Annotated in this window: 20 protein-coding genes and 4 tRNA genes; 1 reads left to right on the top strand and 23 read right to left on the bottom strand. The window is 57.6% G+C overall.

The window, feature by feature from the left end; translation table 11 throughout:
• Positions 1-42: 42 nt before the first annotated feature.
• The 9 genes from secF to WMP96_RS08215 form a co-directional block, all read right to left on the bottom strand.
• Positions 43-1,203 carry a protein translocase subunit SecF gene (secF, locus tag WMP96_RS08250; RefSeq protein ID WP_301715709.1) on the bottom strand — a complete coding sequence of 387 codons (1,161 nt, stop codon included), beginning with the start codon at positions 1,201-1,203 and terminating at the stop codon, positions 43-45.
• A 2-nt stretch (positions 1,204-1,205) separates the two neighbouring features.
• A complete protein-coding gene (secD, locus tag WMP96_RS08245) occupies positions 1,206-3,098 on the bottom strand; it encodes a protein translocase subunit SecD (RefSeq protein ID WP_051138332.1) in 1,893 nt (630 codons plus the stop codon).
• 237 nt (positions 3,099-3,335) lie between these two features.
• Positions 3,336-3,698 carry a preprotein translocase subunit YajC gene (yajC, locus tag WMP96_RS08240; protein ID WP_248098549.1) on the bottom strand — a complete coding sequence of 121 codons (363 nt, stop codon included), beginning with the start codon at positions 3,696-3,698 and terminating at the stop codon, positions 3,336-3,338.
• 73 nt (positions 3,699-3,771) lie between these two features.
• Positions 3,772-4,851: a Holliday junction branch migration DNA helicase RuvB gene (gene ruvB / locus WMP96_RS08235; protein ID WP_301715708.1), complete on the bottom strand. Its 1,080-nt coding sequence runs from the start codon at positions 4,849-4,851 to the stop codon at positions 3,772-3,774.
• A 25-nt stretch (positions 4,852-4,876) separates the two neighbouring features.
• Positions 4,877-5,494: a Holliday junction branch migration protein RuvA gene (ruvA, locus tag WMP96_RS08230; RefSeq protein ID WP_301715707.1), complete on the bottom strand. Its 618-nt coding sequence runs from the start codon at positions 5,492-5,494 to the stop codon at positions 4,877-4,879.
• A gap of 33 nt (positions 5,495-5,527) precedes the next feature.
• Positions 5,528-6,094 carry a crossover junction endodeoxyribonuclease RuvC gene (ruvC, locus tag WMP96_RS08225; RefSeq protein WP_200287404.1) on the bottom strand — a complete coding sequence of 189 codons (567 nt, stop codon included), beginning with the start codon at positions 6,092-6,094 and terminating at the stop codon, positions 5,528-5,530.
• 188 nt (positions 6,095-6,282) lie between these two features.
• A complete protein-coding gene (locus WMP96_RS08220; RefSeq protein ID WP_023021430.1) occupies positions 6,283-7,038 on the bottom strand; it encodes a YebC/PmpR family DNA-binding transcriptional regulator in 756 nt (251 codons plus the stop codon).
• A gap of 93 nt (positions 7,039-7,131) precedes the next feature.
• On the bottom strand, positions 7,132-7,524 hold the full coding sequence (locus WMP96_RS11755; RefSeq protein WP_445292948.1) for an acyl-CoA thioesterase: 393 nt from the start codon (positions 7,522-7,524) through the stop codon (positions 7,132-7,134).
• Positions 7,428-8,003, bottom strand: coding sequence for an acyl-CoA thioesterase (locus WMP96_RS08215; protein WP_445292947.1), 576 nt, complete (start codon positions 8,001-8,003; stop codon positions 7,428-7,430). Before WMP96_RS08215 ends, WMP96_RS11755 begins: the two co-directional genes overlap by 97 nt.
• Positions 8,004-8,332: 329 nt before the next feature.
• On the opposite strand from WMP96_RS08215, the gene WMP96_RS08210 reads away from it, so the two are divergent.
• Positions 8,333-9,499 (top strand): DUF2029 domain-containing protein, encoded by a 1,167-nt coding sequence (locus WMP96_RS08210; RefSeq protein ID WP_301715706.1) that lies wholly within the window; start codon positions 8,333-8,335, stop codon positions 9,497-9,499.
• A 14-nt stretch (positions 9,500-9,513) separates the two neighbouring features.
• On the opposite strand, the gene WMP96_RS08205 is transcribed toward WMP96_RS08210, so the two are convergent.
• The 14 genes from WMP96_RS08205 to WMP96_RS08140 form a co-directional block, all read right to left on the bottom strand.
• Positions 9,514-9,975 carry a hypothetical protein gene (locus tag WMP96_RS08205; protein ID WP_086587568.1) on the bottom strand — a complete coding sequence of 154 codons (462 nt, stop codon included), beginning with the start codon at positions 9,973-9,975 and terminating at the stop codon, positions 9,514-9,516.
• Positions 9,975-11,078, bottom strand: a complete 1,104-nt coding sequence (locus tag WMP96_RS08200; protein WP_200287399.1) for a glycosyltransferase family 4 protein — start codon at positions 11,076-11,078, stop codon at positions 9,975-9,977. The genes WMP96_RS08205 and WMP96_RS08200 overlap by 1 nt, the downstream gene beginning before the upstream one ends.
• A complete protein-coding gene (locus WMP96_RS08195; RefSeq protein ID WP_340432813.1) occupies positions 11,078-12,022 on the bottom strand; it encodes a phosphatidylinositol mannoside acyltransferase in 945 nt (314 codons plus the stop codon). Before WMP96_RS08195 ends, WMP96_RS08200 begins: the two co-directional genes overlap by 1 nt.
• A 40-nt stretch (positions 12,023-12,062) precedes the next feature.
• A complete protein-coding gene (pgsA, locus tag WMP96_RS08190; protein WP_049360666.1) occupies positions 12,063-12,668 on the bottom strand; it encodes a phosphatidylinositol phosphate synthase in 606 nt (201 codons plus the stop codon).
• Positions 12,661-13,260, bottom strand: coding sequence for an HIT family protein (locus tag WMP96_RS08185; protein ID WP_408918441.1), 600 nt, complete (start codon positions 13,258-13,260; stop codon positions 12,661-12,663). The genes pgsA and WMP96_RS08185 overlap by 8 nt, the downstream gene beginning before the upstream one ends.
• Positions 13,247-15,310 carry a threonine--tRNA ligase gene (gene thrS, locus WMP96_RS08180; RefSeq protein WP_023021422.1) on the bottom strand — a complete coding sequence of 688 codons (2,064 nt, stop codon included), beginning with the start codon at positions 15,308-15,310 and terminating at the stop codon, positions 13,247-13,249. Before thrS ends, WMP96_RS08185 begins: the two co-directional genes overlap by 14 nt.
• A 77-nt stretch (positions 15,311-15,387) precedes the next feature.
• Complete coding sequence (locus WMP96_RS08175) at positions 15,388-16,614, bottom strand: Dyp-type peroxidase (RefSeq protein ID WP_301715704.1); 1,227 nt, start codon at positions 16,612-16,614, stop codon at positions 15,388-15,390.
• Positions 16,615-16,616: 2 nt separating this feature from the next.
• Positions 16,617-17,219: a copper chaperone PCu(A)C gene (locus tag WMP96_RS08170; protein WP_301715703.1), complete on the bottom strand. Its 603-nt coding sequence runs from the start codon at positions 17,217-17,219 to the stop codon at positions 16,617-16,619.
• Positions 17,219-17,785, bottom strand: a complete 567-nt coding sequence (locus WMP96_RS08165; protein WP_023021419.1) for a copper resistance CopC family protein — start codon at positions 17,783-17,785, stop codon at positions 17,219-17,221. The genes WMP96_RS08170 and WMP96_RS08165 overlap by 1 nt, the downstream gene beginning before the upstream one ends.
• Before the next feature lie 202 nt (positions 17,786-17,987).
• Complete coding sequence (locus WMP96_RS08160) at positions 17,988-18,215, bottom strand: hypothetical protein (protein WP_023021418.1); 228 nt, start codon at positions 18,213-18,215, stop codon at positions 17,988-17,990.
• Positions 18,216-18,318: 103 nt separating this feature from the next.
• Positions 18,319-18,394 (bottom strand) — tRNA-Gly (locus tag WMP96_RS08155).
• Positions 18,395-18,438: 44 nt separating this feature from the next.
• A tRNA-Val gene (locus WMP96_RS08150) sits at positions 18,439-18,510 on the bottom strand.
• 27 nt (positions 18,511-18,537) lie between these two features.
• A tRNA-Cys gene (locus WMP96_RS08145) sits at positions 18,538-18,608 on the bottom strand.
• Between the two features lie 30 nt (positions 18,609-18,638).
• Positions 18,639-18,714, bottom strand: a tRNA-Gly gene (locus WMP96_RS08140).
• Position 18,715 lies beyond the last annotated feature (1 nt).

The following is an 18,715-nucleotide window of genomic DNA, read 5'->3' as shown; positions in this document are numbered from 1 at the left end:
CTCACTTCAGCTAGCGATCCGCCTGAATTTTACTACCGGAAGTTACCTTCCTGGCCGCCACGTTGCGCCAGGGTGTCCGGTGGACTCCGCCGATTCGGCTTCTTTGCCAGCCGGGGTGGACTGAGCACTTACTGGCGAAACCACGGTGCGCCCCGCTGCGGGTGCGTCATCTTCTGCAGCACCCTTCTCATCCTTACCAGCACGGTAGTCCGCTACTCGCTTATTGTGGCGCTTAATCTTCTTGGACATATTGGCGAAGGTGACAACCAATGGCGTAGCGAAGAAGATGGAGGAGAAAATACCCTCAACCACACCGATGAGCTGGATGAGTGCCAAATCGCGCAGGGTACCAATGCCCATGAGCCACACGGCCACCACGAAGAGCGCGATAATCGGCAGCGCAGAAATCACCGAGGTAGAAATCGAGCGCATGACCGTCTGGTTAATCGCCAGGTTCGTCAGCTCAGCAAAGGTCTTCTTGCGCTGTCCCTCCAGGCCTTCCGTGTTCTCGTTGATCTTGTCAAAGACAATGACCGAGTCATACATGGAGAAGGTCAGGACGGTAAGCAGACCGATAATGACAGCAGGGGAAACCTGGAATCCGAAGAGCGAATAAATGCCGGCAATAATCAGGCCGTCTGCAATCAGGGCGATGATAGCGGCAAAAGCCATGTTCTTCTGCAAGCGAATGGCCACATAAACGGTGGCAGCTACCAAGAAGACCAGCATGGCGATAAGCATGCGCTGGGTAATGGCAGAACCCCAAGACTCAGATACCGTGGACGAACCGATGGCATCCGGGGTGGCCTTACCTTCTTCATCCTTCGGCTTAAAGTCCTCGTAGATAGCGGTACGAGCCGCATTCACCTCTTCTTGGCTGAGGCGTTCGGAGACAATCTCCAAGGTCTCGGAGTTGCCGGAGCCTACGATATGTACCTGCTCGGGTTCTACGCCGGTGGAATCTTCAAAGACGCGTCCTACTTCTTCTTCCTTAAGGTCCCCTGCCGGCATGGACAGCGTAGTGCCGCCTTCGAAGTCAATCGAGAGGCTGAAGCCGCGAATTAGGATTGCGGCCACGGCCGCCACGATCAGCGCGGCGGTGATGCCGTACCACAGCTTGGTGCGGCCAATGAAGTCATAACCGCGCTCATCCTCGTAGAGGCGGTCCATTCGGGAAATCTTGTGCTTAGTCGAAACAGCCATGCTTATTTCTCCTCATCTTCCGCAGCATCAACGGGACGTGCGGTTCCTGCGGCAGTATGTGCTGCCGTTTCTGTGGTGGCTGCCTCCTTGGTTGCGGAGGTTTTAGTGGAGCCTGCTTTGCGATGCCCCGAGCCGAAATAGCCGCGTTCACGACGCTCTTCCACCAAGGCGTAGATACCGCCAAGGCCGTTCATCGAAGGCTTGGCTGCAGCTGGACGGCGGCCCACCAACTGCATCAGTGGTGCCATAACCAAGAAGGATACGACAAGGTCGAAGACCGTGGTCAGGCCCATGGTAAAGGCGAAGCCCTTAACCTCACCGATGGCGAGGAAGTAGACCACTACGGAGCCGATGAGGGTCACCGCGTTACCGGTCACGATGGTCGCACGAGCACGCTCCCACGCCTTTTGCGTAGCGGAGCGGAAAGTGCGTCCCTCTAGCAGCTCATCCTTGATGCGCTCGTAGTAGACCACGAAGGAGTCAGCCGTTGCACCCACACCGATGACCAGACCAGCAATACCGGAGAGATCCAGTGAGTAGCCGATCCAACGACCCAGCAGCACCAAGGCACCATAGGTCAACAGGCCAGAAGAAATGAGGAAGACGAGGGAGACGCCGGCCAGTGCGCGGAAGTAATACAGCGAATAAGCCATCACGAGTACCAAGCCGACTAGGCCCGCGATAAGGCCGGCCTGCAGGGCGGCCTTACCCAGTGTCGGCGGAATGGACTCAATGGTACCGCCCGGCTCGCCATTTTCACCGGCGAAGGACAGCGGCAGTGCGCCATACTTCAAGTTATTGGCCAGGTTCTGTGCTTCCTCCTGGCTGAAATCACCAGTAATAGAGGTTGCGGACCCAACTGGAGTTGCGCCCTGGATCACCGGTGCAGAGATAACTGCGGAGTCAAGGGTAATGGCGACTTGGTCGTTGAGGTGTTCCTTGGTGAGGTCCGCCCACGTCTGGGAACCGTTTGGTCCATCTCCGGTCTTGAAAGAGAAGTTGATCTCCATTTGGCCGGTTTTGTTGTTCATACCGCCTTCGATAGGACCATTGGTATTGATCTCATTGCCGGTTAGGCGGGTGCCATTTTCATCCTTGATGCCGTTAAGAAGTGGCGCGGGCTCGAGAACGTACGGGTTGCCCTTGGAATAATCACAGGTAACAAATGGCTTAGCCGGATCGTCCGCGCCAGCCAGCGGATCGGTATCGCCCTGACAGGTCATCAGCATCGAAGCTGCGGCTTGGGTCGTCGGATCCTCGGACTGGCGGTCCTTGAGCAACATCTCCGTGATTTCATCACGGCGCTTCGACTGCTCAATGGAGTTGCTTGGCTCATCCAGGGGCTTAGCGCTGACCTTTGGAGCCTTCTTCTCCTTTGGCTTCTGTCCGGTCATCTGCGCTTCCTGCGCAGAGATGGCCTTGACGCCTTGATCCATCTGCTTGTTCGCTTCGTCTGCGCTTAGCACGCCATACTTTACCCAGCGGTTGGCCATGTCTTCTAGCTCCTTATTGAGCTTGCCCATATCCGGCATGGATGGCTTAGCCACTGGGCGGAAGAAGAGCTGCGAGGTCTTACCTACGGCCTGTGCTTGGGAAGCGTCCTCTCCTGGCACGGTAATAACCAGGGTATTGCCGTTAATGACAACCTCAGAGCCAGAAACGCCCATACCATTGACACGCTGTTCCAAGATGGTGCGTGCTTGTTTGAGCTGGTCCTGAGTGGGCTCCTCGCCTTGCGGAGCAAGCGTTACGCGAGTACCGCCTTGCAGGTCAATGCCGAGCTTCGGCGTGCTTTGACGGCTACCAGTAAGAAAGATAAGCGCATAGATAACAACCACAATGAGGACGAATAACGCGATAGCGCGCTTCGGCCATTGGCGTTGGCTATTTTTCATAGCGCGACGGGGTGATGCGGACAACGATAATCTCCTGTGCTGCTTATAACAGGGTGCTTAGACAATAAATACGGCCCGACCGGATGGCGCAGGCACGTCAACAACGCACAATCGTACGTCATGAGACGGAATTTTCCTTAACGAGGGCCAGATAAGGCCCAAAGTGTGATGGGGTCTACGCTCCACAAAGTTCCCACCACCTAGCAAACGTTAAGATAACTCTCAGGAAAGACGGGGTTAGTTCTTCCCCTCGCCGCCGAACGGAGGGACATTCTCATCAGGCAGGTTATCTTCCGTATCGCCTTGTGCTTCCCCAGCAGCCGCAGGGCGCTCGAGCTTATTGGCCTCCTGCTCGGTGCGAATCACGGCCATCTTGTCAAAAGTAACCACCACTCCTGGGGCAATTTCTAGATCCACATCCTTGTCACTGGTGTTACGCACCACGCCGTGTACACCGCCCGCGGTAACGATGGAATCGCCCGGCTTGAGGGAGTTTTGTAGGGCCTGCATATCATTTTGGCGCTGGCGCTGCTTTCGCATGGCCATGAAGGAGGGAATGACGAACAGGATGCCAATAATGATAAGAATGATGATTTCCATAGCTCCCTAGTGTGCCAGACGGAAGTGGACACAAAAACCCAGAGTGCTTGACCAAGCAGGCTGGCGCCTGGAATTAAAACAGGCCAGCTGCCCCCTCAGGAGGAGTAAGCCCCAAGTGTCGCCACGCAGCGGCGGTAGCTACGCGGCCGCGTCCTGTTCGCGCAATCATCCCGGCACGCACCAGGTAGGGCTCACACACCTCCTCAACCGTCGAGGGTTCCTCGCCCACCGCAATGGCAAGGGTGCTCACGCCGACTGGTCCGCCGCCGTGTCCCTTAATCAATGCATCGAGCACTGCCCGGTCCAAGCGATCGAGGCCCATTTCATCCACGTCGAAGACCTCGAGCGCCCCTTGGGCCGCACTAAGATCAATCAAACCCGTACCGTTGACTTCAGCGTAGTCGCGAACGCGGCGCAACAGACGGTTAGCAATACGCGGGGTGCCACGCGAACGAGAACCAATTTCTACCGCCGCATCGTGGTCAATGTCTACGTCTAAGATGTGCGCCGCACGCTTAATCACCTGAGTTAAGTCAGCCGTGTCGTAGTACTCCATTTGCGCAGTAAAGCCGAATCGATCACGGAGGGGGCCAGTAAGCATGCCGGCGCGGGTTGTAGCCCCTACCAGGGTAAAAGGCGGGATTTCCAGCGGAATGGAGGTAGCACCAGGCCCCTTGCCTACGATGACGTCAATACGGAAATCTTCCATCGCCATATACAGCATTTCTTCTGCTGGCCGGGCAATGCGGTGGATCTCATCGATGAAAAGCACGTCGCCTTCCATCAGATTTGAAAGCATGGCGGCCAAATCGCCGGCGCGCTCTAAGGCAGGCCCCGAAGTCATACGCAGCGAGGTCCCCAACTCCTGGGAAATAATCATCGCCATGGTGGTCTTACCCAGGCCAGGCGGGCCAGAGAGCAGAACGTGGTCCGGCGTAACTCCACGATTCTTAGCGCCTTTGAGCACCAAGGAAAGCTGCTCGCGCACCTTGGGCTGGCCTATAAACTCATCTAGCGACTTCGGGCGCAATGACCGCTCAATATCATGTTCCTCGGAGTGTGCGGTCGCTTCGACGTCGCTATTGCGCTGCGAGGAATGCGCCGCGTCGACGCCGTCGGGGAGGTTAAATTCGGTGCGCTCAATATCGGACATGATTGTTCAGCCTTCCTACCTGCCGTTACTTTTTCTTGCCCAGCTGCGCTAGAGCCGCACGCAAGAGGGAAGACGTATCGGCATCAGGGTTCTCCGCGTATGCCGCTTCCACCACAGGCCGCGCTCCCTTATCAGTAAACCCAAGACCAATGAGCGCTTCCGTCACGCTTTCTACCACGGCCCCACCGGCTGGGGCGACTGCGGCATCGCCGGTACCTGCAGTAGAGGGCTCGCTTGGCGCAAAGGCCGCCACCTTATCTTTCAGCTCCAATGCTAAGCGCTGAGCCATTCGCTTGCCGACGCCCGGGATAGATTGCAGCTCCTTGACGTCTTCCGCACCAATTGCAGCTGCGAGCTGCCCTGCTCCCATGACCGAAAGCGCCGCCATAGCAAGCTTTGGTCCGAGCCCCGACACGGATTGCAGAACTTGGAACATCTCGCGGTCCTCATCAGCGCTAAAGCCATAAAGAGTCAGGGAGTCTTCCTTGACCACCAAGTTGGTGAGAACCGTAGCTGGTTCCCCGCGGCGCAAAGTGCCCAGCGTTTTTGGGGTGGCCAGGAACTTGTATCCCACACCTGCACAATCGATGACCCCATGGTCGAGTCCAATATGGATTACCTCTCCACGCAGTGCAGCAATCATTGGCTTCCTATCCTTTTCTCTCAGTAAATTTCTCTACCGCTTCTTAGCTTGTCCGCGCACGCCACTTGTCTTGGCTCCAAGCCCAAGACCATTCTGGTCCATCCGCGCAATGGCAGGGGCGCGCCAGCAATGACACACCGCCAAGGCGAGTGCATCGGCGGCGTCGGCAGGCTTGGGCGGCTCCGTCAACCCCAGAATACGGGTGATCATAGTGGTCATCTGCTTTTTATCGGCGCGTCCATTTCCAGAGATTGCCTTTTTCACCTCGGATGGGGTGTACATATACACCGGAATGTCGCGCTCAGCTGCAGCCAGCACCAACACCCCTACCACGTGGGCAGTTTGCATGACCGTGGAGACCTGGCCGCGTTCGAAGACTCGCTCGATCGCTACCACATCCGGCGTATAGTCATCCATCCATTCTTTCGCTGCCACTGAAAGACGCAAGAGGCGCTCCGTTAAGTCTTTATCGCTAGGGGTACGAACCACACCTACAGAAACCGGGAGGATTGCTCGGCCGCGACCAGCTTGAACCACGGAAAGTCCACAGCGCGTCAAGCCCGGGTCAATCCCCATCACGCGCATTCCTTCTAGGTTCATCTCTCCCCCATTGTCATGTCAGCGCCTTATCGCACCGCCTACTGCCCCCATTATGGACTACACACAGGTGTTCTACAAACGTAGCAGTCCACCCCACCATAGCGAAGCGCCGGCAGCGCCTCCGGCGAGCAATTCTCGCGGAGCGCTCCCGGCGCTACATAGCCGCCGCTATTGCGGCGAAGAGGTGATTAACCCTCGTTCAACTCGGCTAGTACCTCATCGGACAGGTCCATGTTGGTGTAGACGTTTTGCACGTCATCGGAGTCTTCCAAAGCATCAATGAGGCGGAAAATCTTCTTGGCATCATTGGCATCAAGCGGCACCTCAACAGAAGCGCGGAAGTCATTATCAGAGTCATCGACCTCAATATCGGCTTCCTTGAGCGCGTCCTTAACGGCCTGCACATCCGTCGGGGCACAGACGATCTCAAACTTCTCGCCCTGGTCCTTTACCTCTTCCGCGCCAGCTTCTAGCACGGCCATCAAAACATCGTCTTCCGTCAGCTCACCCTTTTCTATTAGGACGTAGCCGGTACGGGTGAACATATAGGCCACAGAGCCGGATTCGCCCAAGTTGCCGCCGTTTTTAGACATAGCGGTACGCACGTCGGTCGCCGCACGGTTGCGGTTATCCGTAAGGCACTCAATGAGCATGGCCACGCCGTTGGGGCCATAGCCTTCGTACATGATGGTTTCCCAGTCGGCGCCGCCGGCTTCCTCACCGGATCCACGCTTGCGAGCACGCTCAATATTGTCATTGGGGACGGAGGCCTTCTTGGCCTTCTTGATCATGTCATCAAGGGTTGGGTTAGCCGCTGGGTCACCACCGCCGGTGCGGGCCGCCACTTCGATATTCTTGATCAGCTTGGCAAATTCCTTGCCACGCTTTGCATCGTTGGCAGCCTTTTTATGCTTGGTAGTTGCCCATTTCGAGTGGCCTGACATGTAGTCCCTTTCTAATCGGGTGCTGAAACTGGTGGCAATTATACGTGTGCTGCATGAATGCGTGAAAGCGACCCCCTTATAAGCGGGGCATATTTACACGTTGTGCCAATTGCCATGGGCGGAACCGCTGCCCAGCTTTTCATCCAAGAAGCGTGTAAGGCCCTCTTGATTGACCAACGCCACCAATTCGCCCTCCTCCGTAAAGAGCTTGCCGCGCGCAATTGCCGTTCCTTGAAATGCTGAGGGTGATACTTGCTCATATAAGAGCCATTCATCCACGCGAATAGGACGCAGGAACCAAATGGCATGGTCGAGGCTGGCCAACTGCACTTTCTCTCCTTGATGCGGAAGGAGCGCGGAGCGGATGAGAGTCATATCCGACATGTAGGTCAGCGCGGCGCGGTGGAAAGCCGGATCCTGCGGAAGCTCACCGGTATTGCGGAACCAGATATGACGAAATCCTGCACCGGTGCGTTCCGCTGCCACAGGGACTCGCCTTCCTCTGGCACCAAGCGGATATCCCATTCCTCCCATTCTTTGAGGATGATGCGGGTGGAGTAAGGCGCACCGCCACCGGAACGAGCTGTTTCTTCGGGCCCAGGTACCTCCGGCATGGGATCTTGGTGCTGCGGGCCGCAGTCCCCATTGCGGTGGAAGCTCGCCATGGCAGAGAAAAGTAGCGTGCCCCCTTGGTAGGCGCGTACCTGCCGGTTGGCAAAGGATCTGCCGTCCCGAATGCGCTCGACCCGCAACTCAATCGGCCGGCTCGCGTCACCAGGCCCCACAAAATAGCCGTGCAGGGAGTGAACCTCTTTCCCGGAAACGGTGCGTTGGGCCGCGGCCACTGCTTGGCCAGCAATATGTCCGCCGAAGGTACGCTCAATCCGCGACTCCACCGCCGGGCCACTAAAGACATCGTCCGCTCCCGTTTTCTCTATGTCCAAAATCTCGCGGATGGCTGCCATCTCCACACTCCCAATGTCCTAAATCACTACCGCTAGCAATTGTCGTCCACACTACTAAATGGCCGAGCCGCCGATTCCTTTTCTCATTATCTCTCCCCCAATTTTTGGCATAAGTGGAAGAATTTTCTAGAAGAAACTATGTCCGCCACCGAAGTGAGCGCTCTTTGAATAAAGTCTTTTGGGTGAAACGCCTCGCTTCTGTTCCTGCAGTTTGGATTGGGTGGGTTATCGCCCGCCTGTGCCTTGTATATCTACTCAAGATTGACCACAGTCCCAGGGGCGATGTCGCATATTATTTTGCGGGTATCTACGGCGACGACCCAACTCAAATGACCGAGTACCCTCATGCAGGCACGTGGCCTACGGTGCTTTTGGGGTGGCTCACCGGTGAAAATATCACCGCTTTCTATATCGGCTTTACCATCATGACGCTGCTTGTCGACGCCGCGTTTTTAGCCCTGCTGCTGCGCCACCATCCCACCCAACCGCGCGCTTTTTGGGCCGCTTGGTTCTGGGTTTTCTTCGGCACCGCGGCCGGCCATGCCTTTGTGTGGCGCCTCGATATTTTCCCCGCCCTAGCCGTCGCCGGAGCAGCCGCCCTTCTGGCTACCCATCCCCTTATTGCCTCGGCGTTACTGGGCTTTGCCACCACCATGAAGCTTTGGCCCGGAGTGCTCGCCGCAGGCTTAGTGGGCCGCTTCAATAGGCCTGCGACCTGGCAACGCCTGCTCGTCTTCTTCTGCACCATCATTGCAGTCTGCGCCATAACGGTTGCCACCTGTGGCACCGAACGCTTACTTTCACCTTTAAACTACCAGGGCGTGCGCGGACTCCAGTTGGAGTCCATCCCGGCGACCTTCCTGTTGCTGCAAGCGCATCGCCACCCCGGCCGCTGGGATTTGGGCTACGCCGCTTCCAAGAGCTTTGAGATCTCCGGGTCCGGCGTGGATACCGCCATCAGGTGGAGCACCATAGCCATCATTATCATGCTGGTGTTTGCGGTGGGATGGGCGCTCTACCGGCTGTGTGCCGGCGGATGGACCACGCGCACCACCATGGCGTTCTTTAGCGTTATGGTCTTGCTCCTTATCGCGACCAATAAGGTTTTCTCCCCGCAATACATCGTCTGGCTCGGCCCGCTGCTTGCAGTGGTGATCCGCCAGCGACTTCCACAAGGGTTTACTGCCTTGCGGGTAGTCCAAGGCCTGCTGGCGGTCTGCGCCATTATCGCCGCCGCGCTGGGTACTTTGATCTATCCGTTTAACTACGACTACATCTGGCATTACGTGGGCGAGAATATGTTCCCCGTGTATCTCTTGGTGGCCCGCAATATTCTCATCGTGGTTATGGCCATCATTGGGCTTATATGGTTTGCGCTCGAGGTGGCGCTGGCTGGGAAACTGGAACGTGCAGGAATTCACCAGCCACACGCGCCAAGCGCCCTGGCACAGCCAGTTTTACGCCGCCGAGGCGGCCGGCACTCGCTTCGGTCATAAAGCCGCTCAGCAGGCTACTCAGCCAGCATGTAGTCAAAGTATTCCGGCAGCTTTGCGGTGCCGCCCAGATGGAAAAGCCGCACCGCAGGGCGCAGACGCAAAGCGCGAGTATCGCTGACCGCTTCGTTATAAAAGCGGTGGGCGAGCTGGATACGCCCTTCGGCGTCGGCAAGCGCAGCGGGGCGGCGCTCTGCGGGAAACTCCCGCACAATGGCGGCAGAAAGCTCCCGCTCGGCCAGCGTGCGCGGTTCGAAGTGGCCTTGGTAGAGCTCGGTGGATTCGGCTCTTTGGGCCAGGGCCGCCAGGCCCGGTGCCACTGCCGCTGTGACCGCTGCCCTGCGGTCTAGGGCCGCCTGTAGCTGTGCCAGCGAGGCATCGGTGCGAATGTGCAGTGAGTTGAGCCGCTGAGCGGTAAAAAGCGCCCAGGAGCCCACGATGATGAGCAGAAAGAGGACTAGCGCAATTTCAATGGCCATTAGCGCTTCACCCTCACCTTGGTTCCGTCCTGGACGGTTTCATAGACCTGCATAACAGCTGCTGCCACATGGTCCCAGTCATACGTGCTGGCACGCTCGACGCCATTGCGTGTCAGCCGAACCCGGTACTCGGCATCATCAAGCACCTCACTTAAGACGCGCGCCAGATCTTCACTATCCTCATTGCGGAAGAGTGCGCCGGCAGGCTCATCAGAATCGGCGTTGCACACCGCGCGGAAGGCTTCAAGGTCAGAAGCAACTACTGCCGCGCCGGCCGCCATGGCCTCTACTAACACAATGCCGAAACTTTCGCCCCCGGTATTTGGGGCCACGTATACATCGGCGCGGCCGAGGATCTCGGCCTTTTCGGCATCGCTGACTCGGCCGACAAAATCTACGCCTTCTACCTCGCGAGCACGGCCGCCACCCATGATGGTAACGCGGAGGGGGTGGTCTATCTGGCGGAGCGCACGAAGCAGGATATCCAGCCCCTTGCGCGGCTCGTCGAGCCGGCCTAAGAAGACTACTTCTAAAGGATCTCCGGGGGCCTTGGCTGGGCTGCGGCGCCGTGCCTGCGCGTATACCGATGTATCCACGCCGTTGGGAATGAGGACTGGGTCTCCGCCCAATTGCTCCACCTGCCAGCGCCGCGCCATATCTGAAACCGCGATACCGCCGCGGATCTTTTCCAAAAAAGGCGCGAGGAAAGGCTTGGCAAGGGTCAAGACCAGCGAGCTCGACGCGGAGGCGTGATACGTGGCCACCAACGGTCCCTGCGCTACGGCCAGCGCGGTCATGGAAAAGCTCGGGGAATTGGGCTCATGGATGTGCAAAACATCAAAGTCGCCATCTTTGATAAAGCGTTTGACCTTGCGCGTTACCTGAGGTCCGACGGACAGGCGGGCCACCGAACCGTTATAAGCAATGGGAAAAGCCGGGCCTCCCTTGACCACAAAATCAGGCAGCGGCGTGGAGTCAGAAGCGGGGCCGATGACCTGAACATAGTGCCCTTGCTCTATATATACGGTGGCTAGATCAAGGATATGGGCTTGAACTCCGCCCGGTTCATCAAAGGAGTAGGGGCACACGATGCCGATCCGCATTATTTCTCGCCTTCCTGCCGTGCACCAGCGTGGCGGCTATCACGGGCCTTGTGCGCGGCGCGCGCTTGCCGACGCCTCTCAATATCGACATTCCACTGCGGCTGCAGCATATGCCAATCCTCCGGATGCCGGCGAATATTGGCAGCGAAGCCATCGGCCATGCGTTGCGTAGTCTCTTGTACGTTTGTTACCTCAAGTTCCGGAGACACCGATAGGCCCCAGCCCTCTCCCTCAAACCATGAGTGCACTACATGGAGGGCGGCGCCAGTCTCCAGCGCAAGCCGGGCGGGTCCGGCGGCCATATTGGCCTCCTCCCCCATGAAATCCACGCTCACACCACTTCGAGTCAGGTCACGCTCGGCCAGCAGGCACACCACGCCGCCAGCTTCTAATACTTCTTTGAGGCGAGCAAAAGGCGAGGCTTCGCCCCCAGTGAGGGGAAGGACCTCAAAACCGAGGGTTTCGCGGTAGTCCACAAAGGCGTCGAAAAGCACGGCGGGCTTCAAGCGCTCTGCGACAGTGGTGAACTGGCCATAGTGGCCCACGAGGAAGACACCCGCCATGTCCCAATTACCCGAATGTGGGAGGGCCAAAATAGTGCCGCGTCCGGATTGAGCGGAAGCATCAAAATGCTCGAGACCATCCAAGCCGCTGAGCAGGCGCTCGTGCAGGCTGGCATCGCCGTGGATAGCCGGCAGGCGGAAGGCCTCCATCCAATAGCGCATATAGGAGCGAACGGAATCGCGCACCAGCGCGCGGGTAACGTTTTCCGGCCCCACCACCCGGGCAAGGTTGCGGCGCAAGCCTTCCATTCCGCGGCCATTGCTGCTGGCAAAGTCGGCGCCCCACCGAAACAGCGTGCGCGCAATGGGCTCGGGTAACCGGCGCACCACCTTCCACCCCGCGAGGTAGCCCGCCGCGGAGAGGTCTTCTTTATCCCACATGGTGTTAAAACCTCCTGGTTTTTCGGTGGTGCTCAGCGAGCTAGTGCTGCTCCTGGCGGGCAGCGATGACCATGCGCTGGCACACGGTGAAGATGGAGCCAACGGCAAGGATCCACAGCGCTACCTCGATAGCATGCGGAACGCCAAGGCCCTCAAGGCCAATGCCGCCCAAGCCCAAGATAAGCCGCTCAGGGCGCTCGATGAGGCCGCCGACCATCTTGAACCCAGACGCCTCTCCCCTAGCCTTGATATAGGAAATGACCTGGGAACATACCAAGGTGACAAAGCAAGCGATGACCGTAATGCGGGAAGAATCCGCGGAATAAATCAGCCACCACGCAATAGCGCTAAACAAGGCACCATCGGTGATTCGATCGCAGGAAGCATCCAAGGTCGCGCCAAAGGCGGTGGCTTTGCCAGTCAGACGCGCCATGGTGCCGTCGAGCATGTCAAAGGCGGCAAAGAGGCCGGATAATACGGCAGCGGAAAACAGGTGACCGGTAGGAATGAGGATCACCGAAATAGCAATGGTGACAATGGTTCCCACAATAGTGACCACATTTGGGGTCAGGCCCAGCTTTAAAAAGGCCTTCGCTATAGGTTCCACCACCACGGCGGCGGGCTTTCGCCCATGCACGCTAAGCACGCGAATCCTCCTCTTCCATCTCGCGCCAACCTTCTGCCAGCACGCGGCGTGTATCCTGCAGAAGCTGCGGTAATACCTTAGTCCCATCGAGGACAGTCATAAAGTTACTATCCCCAGGCCACCTTGGCACCACATGCAGGTGCAGGTGATCTCCCACGGAGCCTCCTGAAGCGCGACCCAAGTTCAAACCTACGTTAATGGCCTCTGGGTGAGAGACGCGTTTGAGTACCCGGATAGCCTTTTGCGCAAACTCCATCAGCTCTTGAGATTCCTCTTGCGTTAGGTTCTCAAGCTGAGATTCTTTACGGTACGGCACCACCATGAGGTGTCCAGCGTTGTACGGAAAGAGGTTTAGCAATGCATAAACGCTCTTGCCGCGGGCGATGATGAGCCCGTCTTCGTCGCTACCCTGCGGGGCGGCAACGAAGGGGTCCTCAGAGCGCTTGGCTATATAAGCCATGCGATAAGGTGCCCACAGCCGTTCTAGACGGTCCGGGTCGCCCGCGCCTGAGTCAACGAAGGTCCCCTCCACCGCTCCATTGTCGAAAGCGGCGGAGCTTTCGGTCTCGCGCGTCTTTTTAGCGTCGGGCACTGATGAGCTCTTCAGTCGGCTGCTCGTTATTGCGTTCTGCGACCCACGCAGTGATGAGTTCCACAGCTTCATTCACCGGCACACCGTTGACCTGGGTGCCATCTAGGAAGCGGAAGGACACGGCGCCGGCTTCCACATCGCGGGCACCGGCGACCAGCATGAATGGGACCTTTCCGGTGGTGTGATTGCGAATCTTTTTCTGCATGCGGTCATCGGAGGTATCCACATCGGCGCGGATTCCCTTCTGGCGCAGCTGTGCGGCAACTTCTTCAAGGTGCGGGGAGAATTCATCTGCCACCGGGATACCCACCACCTGGTGCGGCGCCAGCCAAGCTGGGAATGCGCCAGCGTAGTGCTCCAGCAGCACACCAAAGAAACGTTCAATGGAGCCAAAGAGCGCACGGTGAATCATGATCGGGCGCTTCTTTGTTCCGTCCGAAGCGGTGTACTCCAGCTCGAAACGCTCGGGCAAGTTGAAGTCCAATTGCACGGTAGACATCTGCCAGGTACGGCCAATGGCATCGCGGGCCTGGACAGAAATCTTTGGACCGTAGAACGCGGCGCCGGCTGGGTCCGGTACCAGCTCCAAGCCAGACTTTTCCGCGACCGACTGCAAGATGGAAGTCGAGCGCTCCCAAATCTCGTCGGAACCGACGAACTTATTCGGATCCTTGGTGGAAAGCTCCAGGTAGAAATCAGACAGGCCATAGTCCTTCAGCAAGGAGATGATGAAGTCTAGGACCTTGGTGAGTTCTTCTTCCAGCTGTTCTTCGGTGCAGTAAATGTGCGCATCGTCCTGGGTAAAGCCGCGGGCACGGGTCAGACCGTGGACCACGCCGGACTTTTCGTAGCGGTAGACGGTGCCGAACTCAAATAGGCGCAGCGGTAACTCGCGGTAGGAACGGCCACGGGATGCAAAAATCAGGTTGTGCATCGGGCAGTTCATGGGCTTGGCGTAGTAGTCCTGCGGCTCCTTGACGGTATTGCCTTCTTCGTCATACTCGCCATCGAGCTGCATTGGCGGGAACATGCCATCGGCGTAGAAGTCCAGGTGGCCCGACTTCTTGAAGAGATCACCCTTGGTGATATGCGGAGTGTTGACAAAGGAATAGCCGGCCTGGACGTGGCGGTTGCGAGAGTGGTTTTCCATCTCCATGCGCACGGTGGCACCATTCGGGTGGAATACCGGGAAACCGGAGCCAATCTCATCTGGGAAGGAGAAGAGGTCTAGCTCTTGGCCCAAGCGGCGATGGTCGCGCTTTTCAGCCTCTTCCACCATGGTCTGGTAGGCCTCCAGGGCCTCCTTGGACTCAAAAGCGGTGCCGTAAATGCGCTGCAGGCCAGCCTTAGACTGATCTCCGCGCCAGTATGCAGCAGAAGAGCGGGTTAGCGTGAAGGCCGGGATGTACTTGGTGGTTGGAACGTGCGGTCCGCGGCAGAGGTCGAACCACTCTACTTCCCCGGTGCGCGGGTTGATGTTGTCATAGTGGGTCAGATCGCCAGAACCAACCTCGGCGGCCTCATCGGAGTCAGGGTCAACGTTGCCCTTGTCCTGGACCAGCTCGAGCTTGAAGGGTTCTCCGGCAAGCGCCTGCTCCGCTTCTGCAGCGGATTCGTAAACGTGGCGCTCAAAACGCTGGCCTCCCTTAATGATCTTCTTCATGCGCTTTTCAATCGCCTTGAGATCTTCCGGGGTGAAAGGCTCCGCGGTTTGAAAATCGAAGTAGAAGCCATTTTCAATGGCCGGGCCGATGCCCAGCTTGGTGCCGGGGAATTCGGCCTGCACGGCCTGCGCCATAACGTGGCCGCAGGAGTGGCGGATTACCGCGCGACCGTCTTCCTCGCAGGCGGCTACCGGGGTGAAGGTGGATTCCGTGTCGGGGGTGTGCGACAAATCAAAGAGAGTGCCGTCTTCACCGCGAACGACTACGACAGCCTCAGGGCCCTTATTGGGAAGATTGAGCTCTCGCATTGCTGCGCCCACGGCCTGGCCGGCGGGCACGGTGAAGGAATCGTAATTGACCGGTACTGCGGGAATGAGTTCCGCCATAATCGCGCTCCTTTATGCGCTCGTGCGTCGGCGGCATACCTGGCCGCGTCCGCCATTTAAATTTACGGATAGCTATTCTACAACCCTGCATACTCGCAAAGCGATTTCGCCCACCAAGATTCACGCCCATCCGCGTCGAGGGTGCCCGGCGGGCAGAAATACATAGCGGAGCCGATATGGGTCAGCCACTCATTCATCAGGTCAGATTTATCCAAACGGGCCTGGATAGGCTCGAATTGCTTGGTGGGATCCTGCTGATAGCAGATGAAAACCTGGCCGATATTGGAAAGCTGCCCATCCTTGCCATCGGGGGCCAGCTCATAGTTATACGGCCGGCGTAGGATGCGTTGCTCCGGATGATCAGCAGGTGGCGCGGCCACGGCCATGTGCGAGTTTTTATCAATCACCGGCAAGCCGTAGTCATCTACCGCATCGAAATCTGCAGCATCAAATTCTTCTTCACCGGTAAGCGGGGCGCCGGTGTCAAGCTTACGGCCCACCGCATTTTCACGGGAGGAGCGATCCAGCTTCTCCCACGTATCCACGTTCATGCGAATACGACGCACCACCATGGCCGTTCCCCCTTGCGCCCACTTCGGCCCTTCATCGATCCACACTTGGGCTGCAAAATCTTCCTCGCTGCGCGGGTTAACGGTGCCGTCCTTTTGCCCGAACATATTGCGCGCAGTAGCGCTCTTTTCGTGGCTGCCATAGGCATGAATAAATCCCTGCTGCAGCCACTTCACACTGGCATAGTGCTCACCGGCTCGCACCATGTGGCGCAGTGCATAAGTATTCATCAACGGGTCATCGCAACAAATCTGAAGGACAATATCGCTTTGTCCCCATTGTCGTTGCAGCTCATCACGCTTAAAGGAACGCACATCTCCCAACCAGTGTGGTTTCTCCACGCCGAGCAGGGAGAATACCTTCTGGCCTAGACCGCAGGTGATGGTCAAGTTGGCGGACTGTTGCACCATTTCCGGTTCCAGGGTGCCCAGCGGCGGCTCCCCCGTACACAGCGCGCGGGCGTCCTCGGTCCACAGCTTCATGAGGTTGGCAAACTCTCGCTTGTCGACGCCCCTTTTAAAGTCAAACCCCACCAGATTCAGGTGAGCCTGCTCTGCGGTAGCAATGCCCGCCTGATGCTCGCCGTCAAAAGCCACGAGGGCGTCGGCAAGCGCAGGCTGTTCCTGTGCCCCAGCATCCGGGGAAGAGCCCTGGTTATTGCAGCCTGCCAACGCGAAGGCGCTGGTCGATACCGCAGCGCCAGTGAGAAATCCCCTTCTGCTGAACCCAGACATGGTTAGTGGTCGTGGCCTTCCTTATTGTGGGACATATCTCCGTGCTCCATGTGGGACATATCGTGGCCTTCCATATCGCCGTAGTCCTCATCCCCGGAAGGCATGCTACGCGTTTGGATCTCGCCCAGATCGAGCTCTTCGCCGCCTTCTAGCTTCACCTTAAGGTCAAGGGATTCGCCGGGAGCGATGTGGTTTCCCATTTCCATGAGCATGAAGTGGTCACCGCCTGGTGCAAGTTCGTGGGACTCGCCGGCCTTGACCACCAACGGGCTCGACATTTCCTGCATCTTGCCATCGACGGTCTCATGGATCTGGTTCACCTTGGCATTAAGACTGGTGGAAAAACCGGTGATAGCGATGTCCTTATCGGTGTGGTTCACCAAGGTGCCAAAAATAGCAGTCATGTCTTTATCTTCGTTGGCACGCACGACCGCGTCTTCGAAGGTCAGGTCCTCGGCTGCGGCGGGGGAGGACTTCTCCGCAGCGCTGGAGGTGGCATCAGCCTTCGACTCGGTGGAGTCATTTTGGTTCTGCGGGGAGCAACCCGCCAGGGCAAGGCCGGCCACAGTCAACCCCACAAGGGCAATGCTAGAAATCTTGGACATTATTTTTCACCTTCCGAATCAATGCGACGAGACTTGCCAATAAATAGGGCAACTACTGCGGCAATTGCCAAAACCCCGCCCACGCCCAAAATGATTTTCAGCGACATCGGCAGCCCCTCGGTTGCTTCCTGGTCTGTCGCGTCAGACTCGCCAGCCTCGGGGTTTTCGGCCCCGTCACCTTTAACGGAAAATTCCACACCACCGCGAGTAGCGTGTCCATCCGAAGACGTGATTTGGAAACCCACCTGGTAGTTGCCCGGCCCAGGGTTAACCCCCTCAGGAGTCTCAATTGTGAGGTCTCGTTCATGGAGCTGCGGTTCCTGGCTAAAGAGCTTCTCACCGGTATCGGCGTTGGTTACGGCAAAGGTGTTGAAGTCCTCTTTGGGGATGCCAGAAAACTCAAGGGTGATTTCCTTAGGGAACTCATCGAGTTGATCGCCGTCTTTGACCGAACCGCCAATAACGGAGTCGTGCGCGAATGCGGCAGGCATCGACCCGCCCAAGACCAGTGCGGCTGTGCCCACTGCTGCGGCTGTGCGGCGCAGCCAAGGTACGCGGTAGCCCATAGATAGCTCCTTTGTGATGTTGGAAAAGCACAAGTTGAATTGTCAGACATACTAGCCCCGCGACTTGCCATAGCGGCAATCACAAAAAGCAGCGCGTCGAGTCATATGTCGGCTTGAACTGGGCTCGAGTTCCGCTTCCTTAATAAAAAGAGGTATTTATCACTATTTAAGCCAAGTTGACTCAATTCCAGCGGACCTAGCCTTAGGACCTCTCCCCCTGCCGGGCATTAAAAAACGGACCAGAAACCATCAGAGCAAAAATAACCAGGGCGACGCCAACACCGATGAGCGTCAAAGGCCACGCCCCGCTGCCACTGCCTCCAGCCGCATCTGCCGCAGTAAGGCCCATAAAGAAAAGCACAGTCCCCGAAACAAAAGACGCGAAGCCGCAGGCTCCAACCAATAGCGGTACCACTAGTGCGCGTGACATCTTTCCTCCTCCGCTTTGGGTTATGACTCTTCAAAGGCAAGCGTATCGCACAGCACACGGAAGGAGACAAGAAAAAAGCCGCCCCGTCTCTGGGGCGGCTACATGGAGCGGATGACGAGACTCGAACTCGCGACCCTCACCTTGGCAAGGTGATGCGCTACCAACTGCGCTACATCCGCACAACAAACCGGAGTTTGCTACAGAGCCTAAAAAGAGACTCTCGTGCGCGATACTGGGATTGAACCAGTGACCTCTTCCGTGTCAGGGAAGCGCTCTCCCACTGAGCTAATCGCGCTTAATGCCCGAAGGCATTAAGAAGTTGAGGTGGAAACGGGAATCGAACCCGTGTGCACGGTTTTGCAGACCGTTGCCTCACCACTCGGCCATTCCACCGTGGCGATACCGCCTCACACAATACAGTGCTGGAGCGGATGACGAGACTCGAACTCGCGACCCTCACCTTGGCAAGGTGATGCGCTACCAACTGCGCTACATCCGCA

The organism is Corynebacterium sp. KPL4035 (assembly GCF_037908325.1).
In the GTDB taxonomy this organism is placed as follows: Bacteria; Actinomycetota; Actinomycetes; order Mycobacteriales; family Mycobacteriaceae; genus Corynebacterium; species Corynebacterium kefirresidentii.
This window is presented reverse-complemented; position numbering and strand designations above follow the sequence as displayed.

What these genes read in the sequence shown, in the direction of transcription:
- secF (WP_301715709.1), bottom strand. Translation starts at nt 1,203, where the DNA reads ATGGCTGTTTCGACTAAGCACAAGATTTCCCGAATGGACCGCCTCTAC.
- secD (WP_051138332.1), bottom strand. Translation starts at nt 3,098, where the DNA reads ATGAAAAATAGCCAACGCCAATGGCCGAAGCGCGCTATCGCGTTATTC.
- yajC (WP_248098549.1), bottom strand. Translation starts at nt 3,698, where the DNA reads ATGGAAATCATCATTCTTATCATTATTGGCATCCTGTTCGTCATTCCC.
- ruvB (WP_301715708.1), bottom strand. Translation starts at nt 4,851, where the DNA reads ATGTCCGATATTGAGCGCACCGAATTTAACCTCCCCGACGGCGTCGAC.
- ruvA (WP_301715707.1), bottom strand. Translation starts at nt 5,494, where the DNA reads ATGATTGCTGCACTGCGTGGAGAGGTAATCCATATTGGACTCGACCAT.
- ruvC (WP_200287404.1), bottom strand. Translation starts at nt 6,094, where the DNA reads ATGAACCTAGAAGGAATGCGCGTGATGGGGATTGACCCGGGCTTGACG.
- WMP96_RS08220 (WP_023021430.1), bottom strand. Translation starts at nt 7,038, where the DNA reads ATGTCAGGCCACTCGAAATGGGCAACTACCAAGCATAAAAAGGCTGCC.
- WMP96_RS08215 (WP_445292947.1), bottom strand. Translation starts at nt 8,003, where the DNA reads ATGGCAGCCATCCGCGAGATTTTGGACATAGAGAAAACGGGAGCGGAC.
- WMP96_RS08210 (WP_301715706.1), top strand. Translation starts at nt 8,333, where the DNA reads ATGACCGAGTACCCTCATGCAGGCACGTGGCCTACGGTGCTTTTGGGG.
- WMP96_RS08205 (WP_086587568.1), bottom strand. Translation starts at nt 9,975, where the DNA reads ATGGCCATTGAAATTGCGCTAGTCCTCTTTCTGCTCATCATCGTGGGC.
- WMP96_RS08200 (WP_200287399.1), bottom strand. Translation starts at nt 11,078, where the DNA reads ATGCGGATCGGCATCGTGTGCCCCTACTCCTTTGATGAACCGGGCGGA.
- WMP96_RS08195 (WP_340432813.1), bottom strand. Translation starts at nt 12,022, where the DNA reads ATGTGGGATAAAGAAGACCTCTCCGCGGCGGGCTACCTCGCGGGGTGG.
- thrS (WP_023021422.1), bottom strand. Translation starts at nt 15,310, where the DNA reads ATGGCGGAACTCATTCCCGCAGTACCGGTCAATTACGATTCCTTCACC.
- WMP96_RS08175 (WP_301715704.1), bottom strand. Translation starts at nt 16,614, where the DNA reads ATGTCTGGGTTCAGCAGAAGGGGATTTCTCACTGGCGCTGCGGTATCG.
- WMP96_RS08170 (WP_301715703.1), bottom strand. Translation starts at nt 17,219, where the DNA reads ATGTCCAAGATTTCTAGCATTGCCCTTGTGGGGTTGACTGTGGCCGGC.
- WMP96_RS08165 (WP_023021419.1), bottom strand. Translation starts at nt 17,785, where the DNA reads ATGGGCTACCGCGTACCTTGGCTGCGCCGCACAGCCGCAGCAGTGGGC.
- WMP96_RS08160 (WP_023021418.1), bottom strand. Translation starts at nt 18,215, where the DNA reads ATGTCACGCGCACTAGTGGTACCGCTATTGGTTGGAGCCTGCGGCTTC.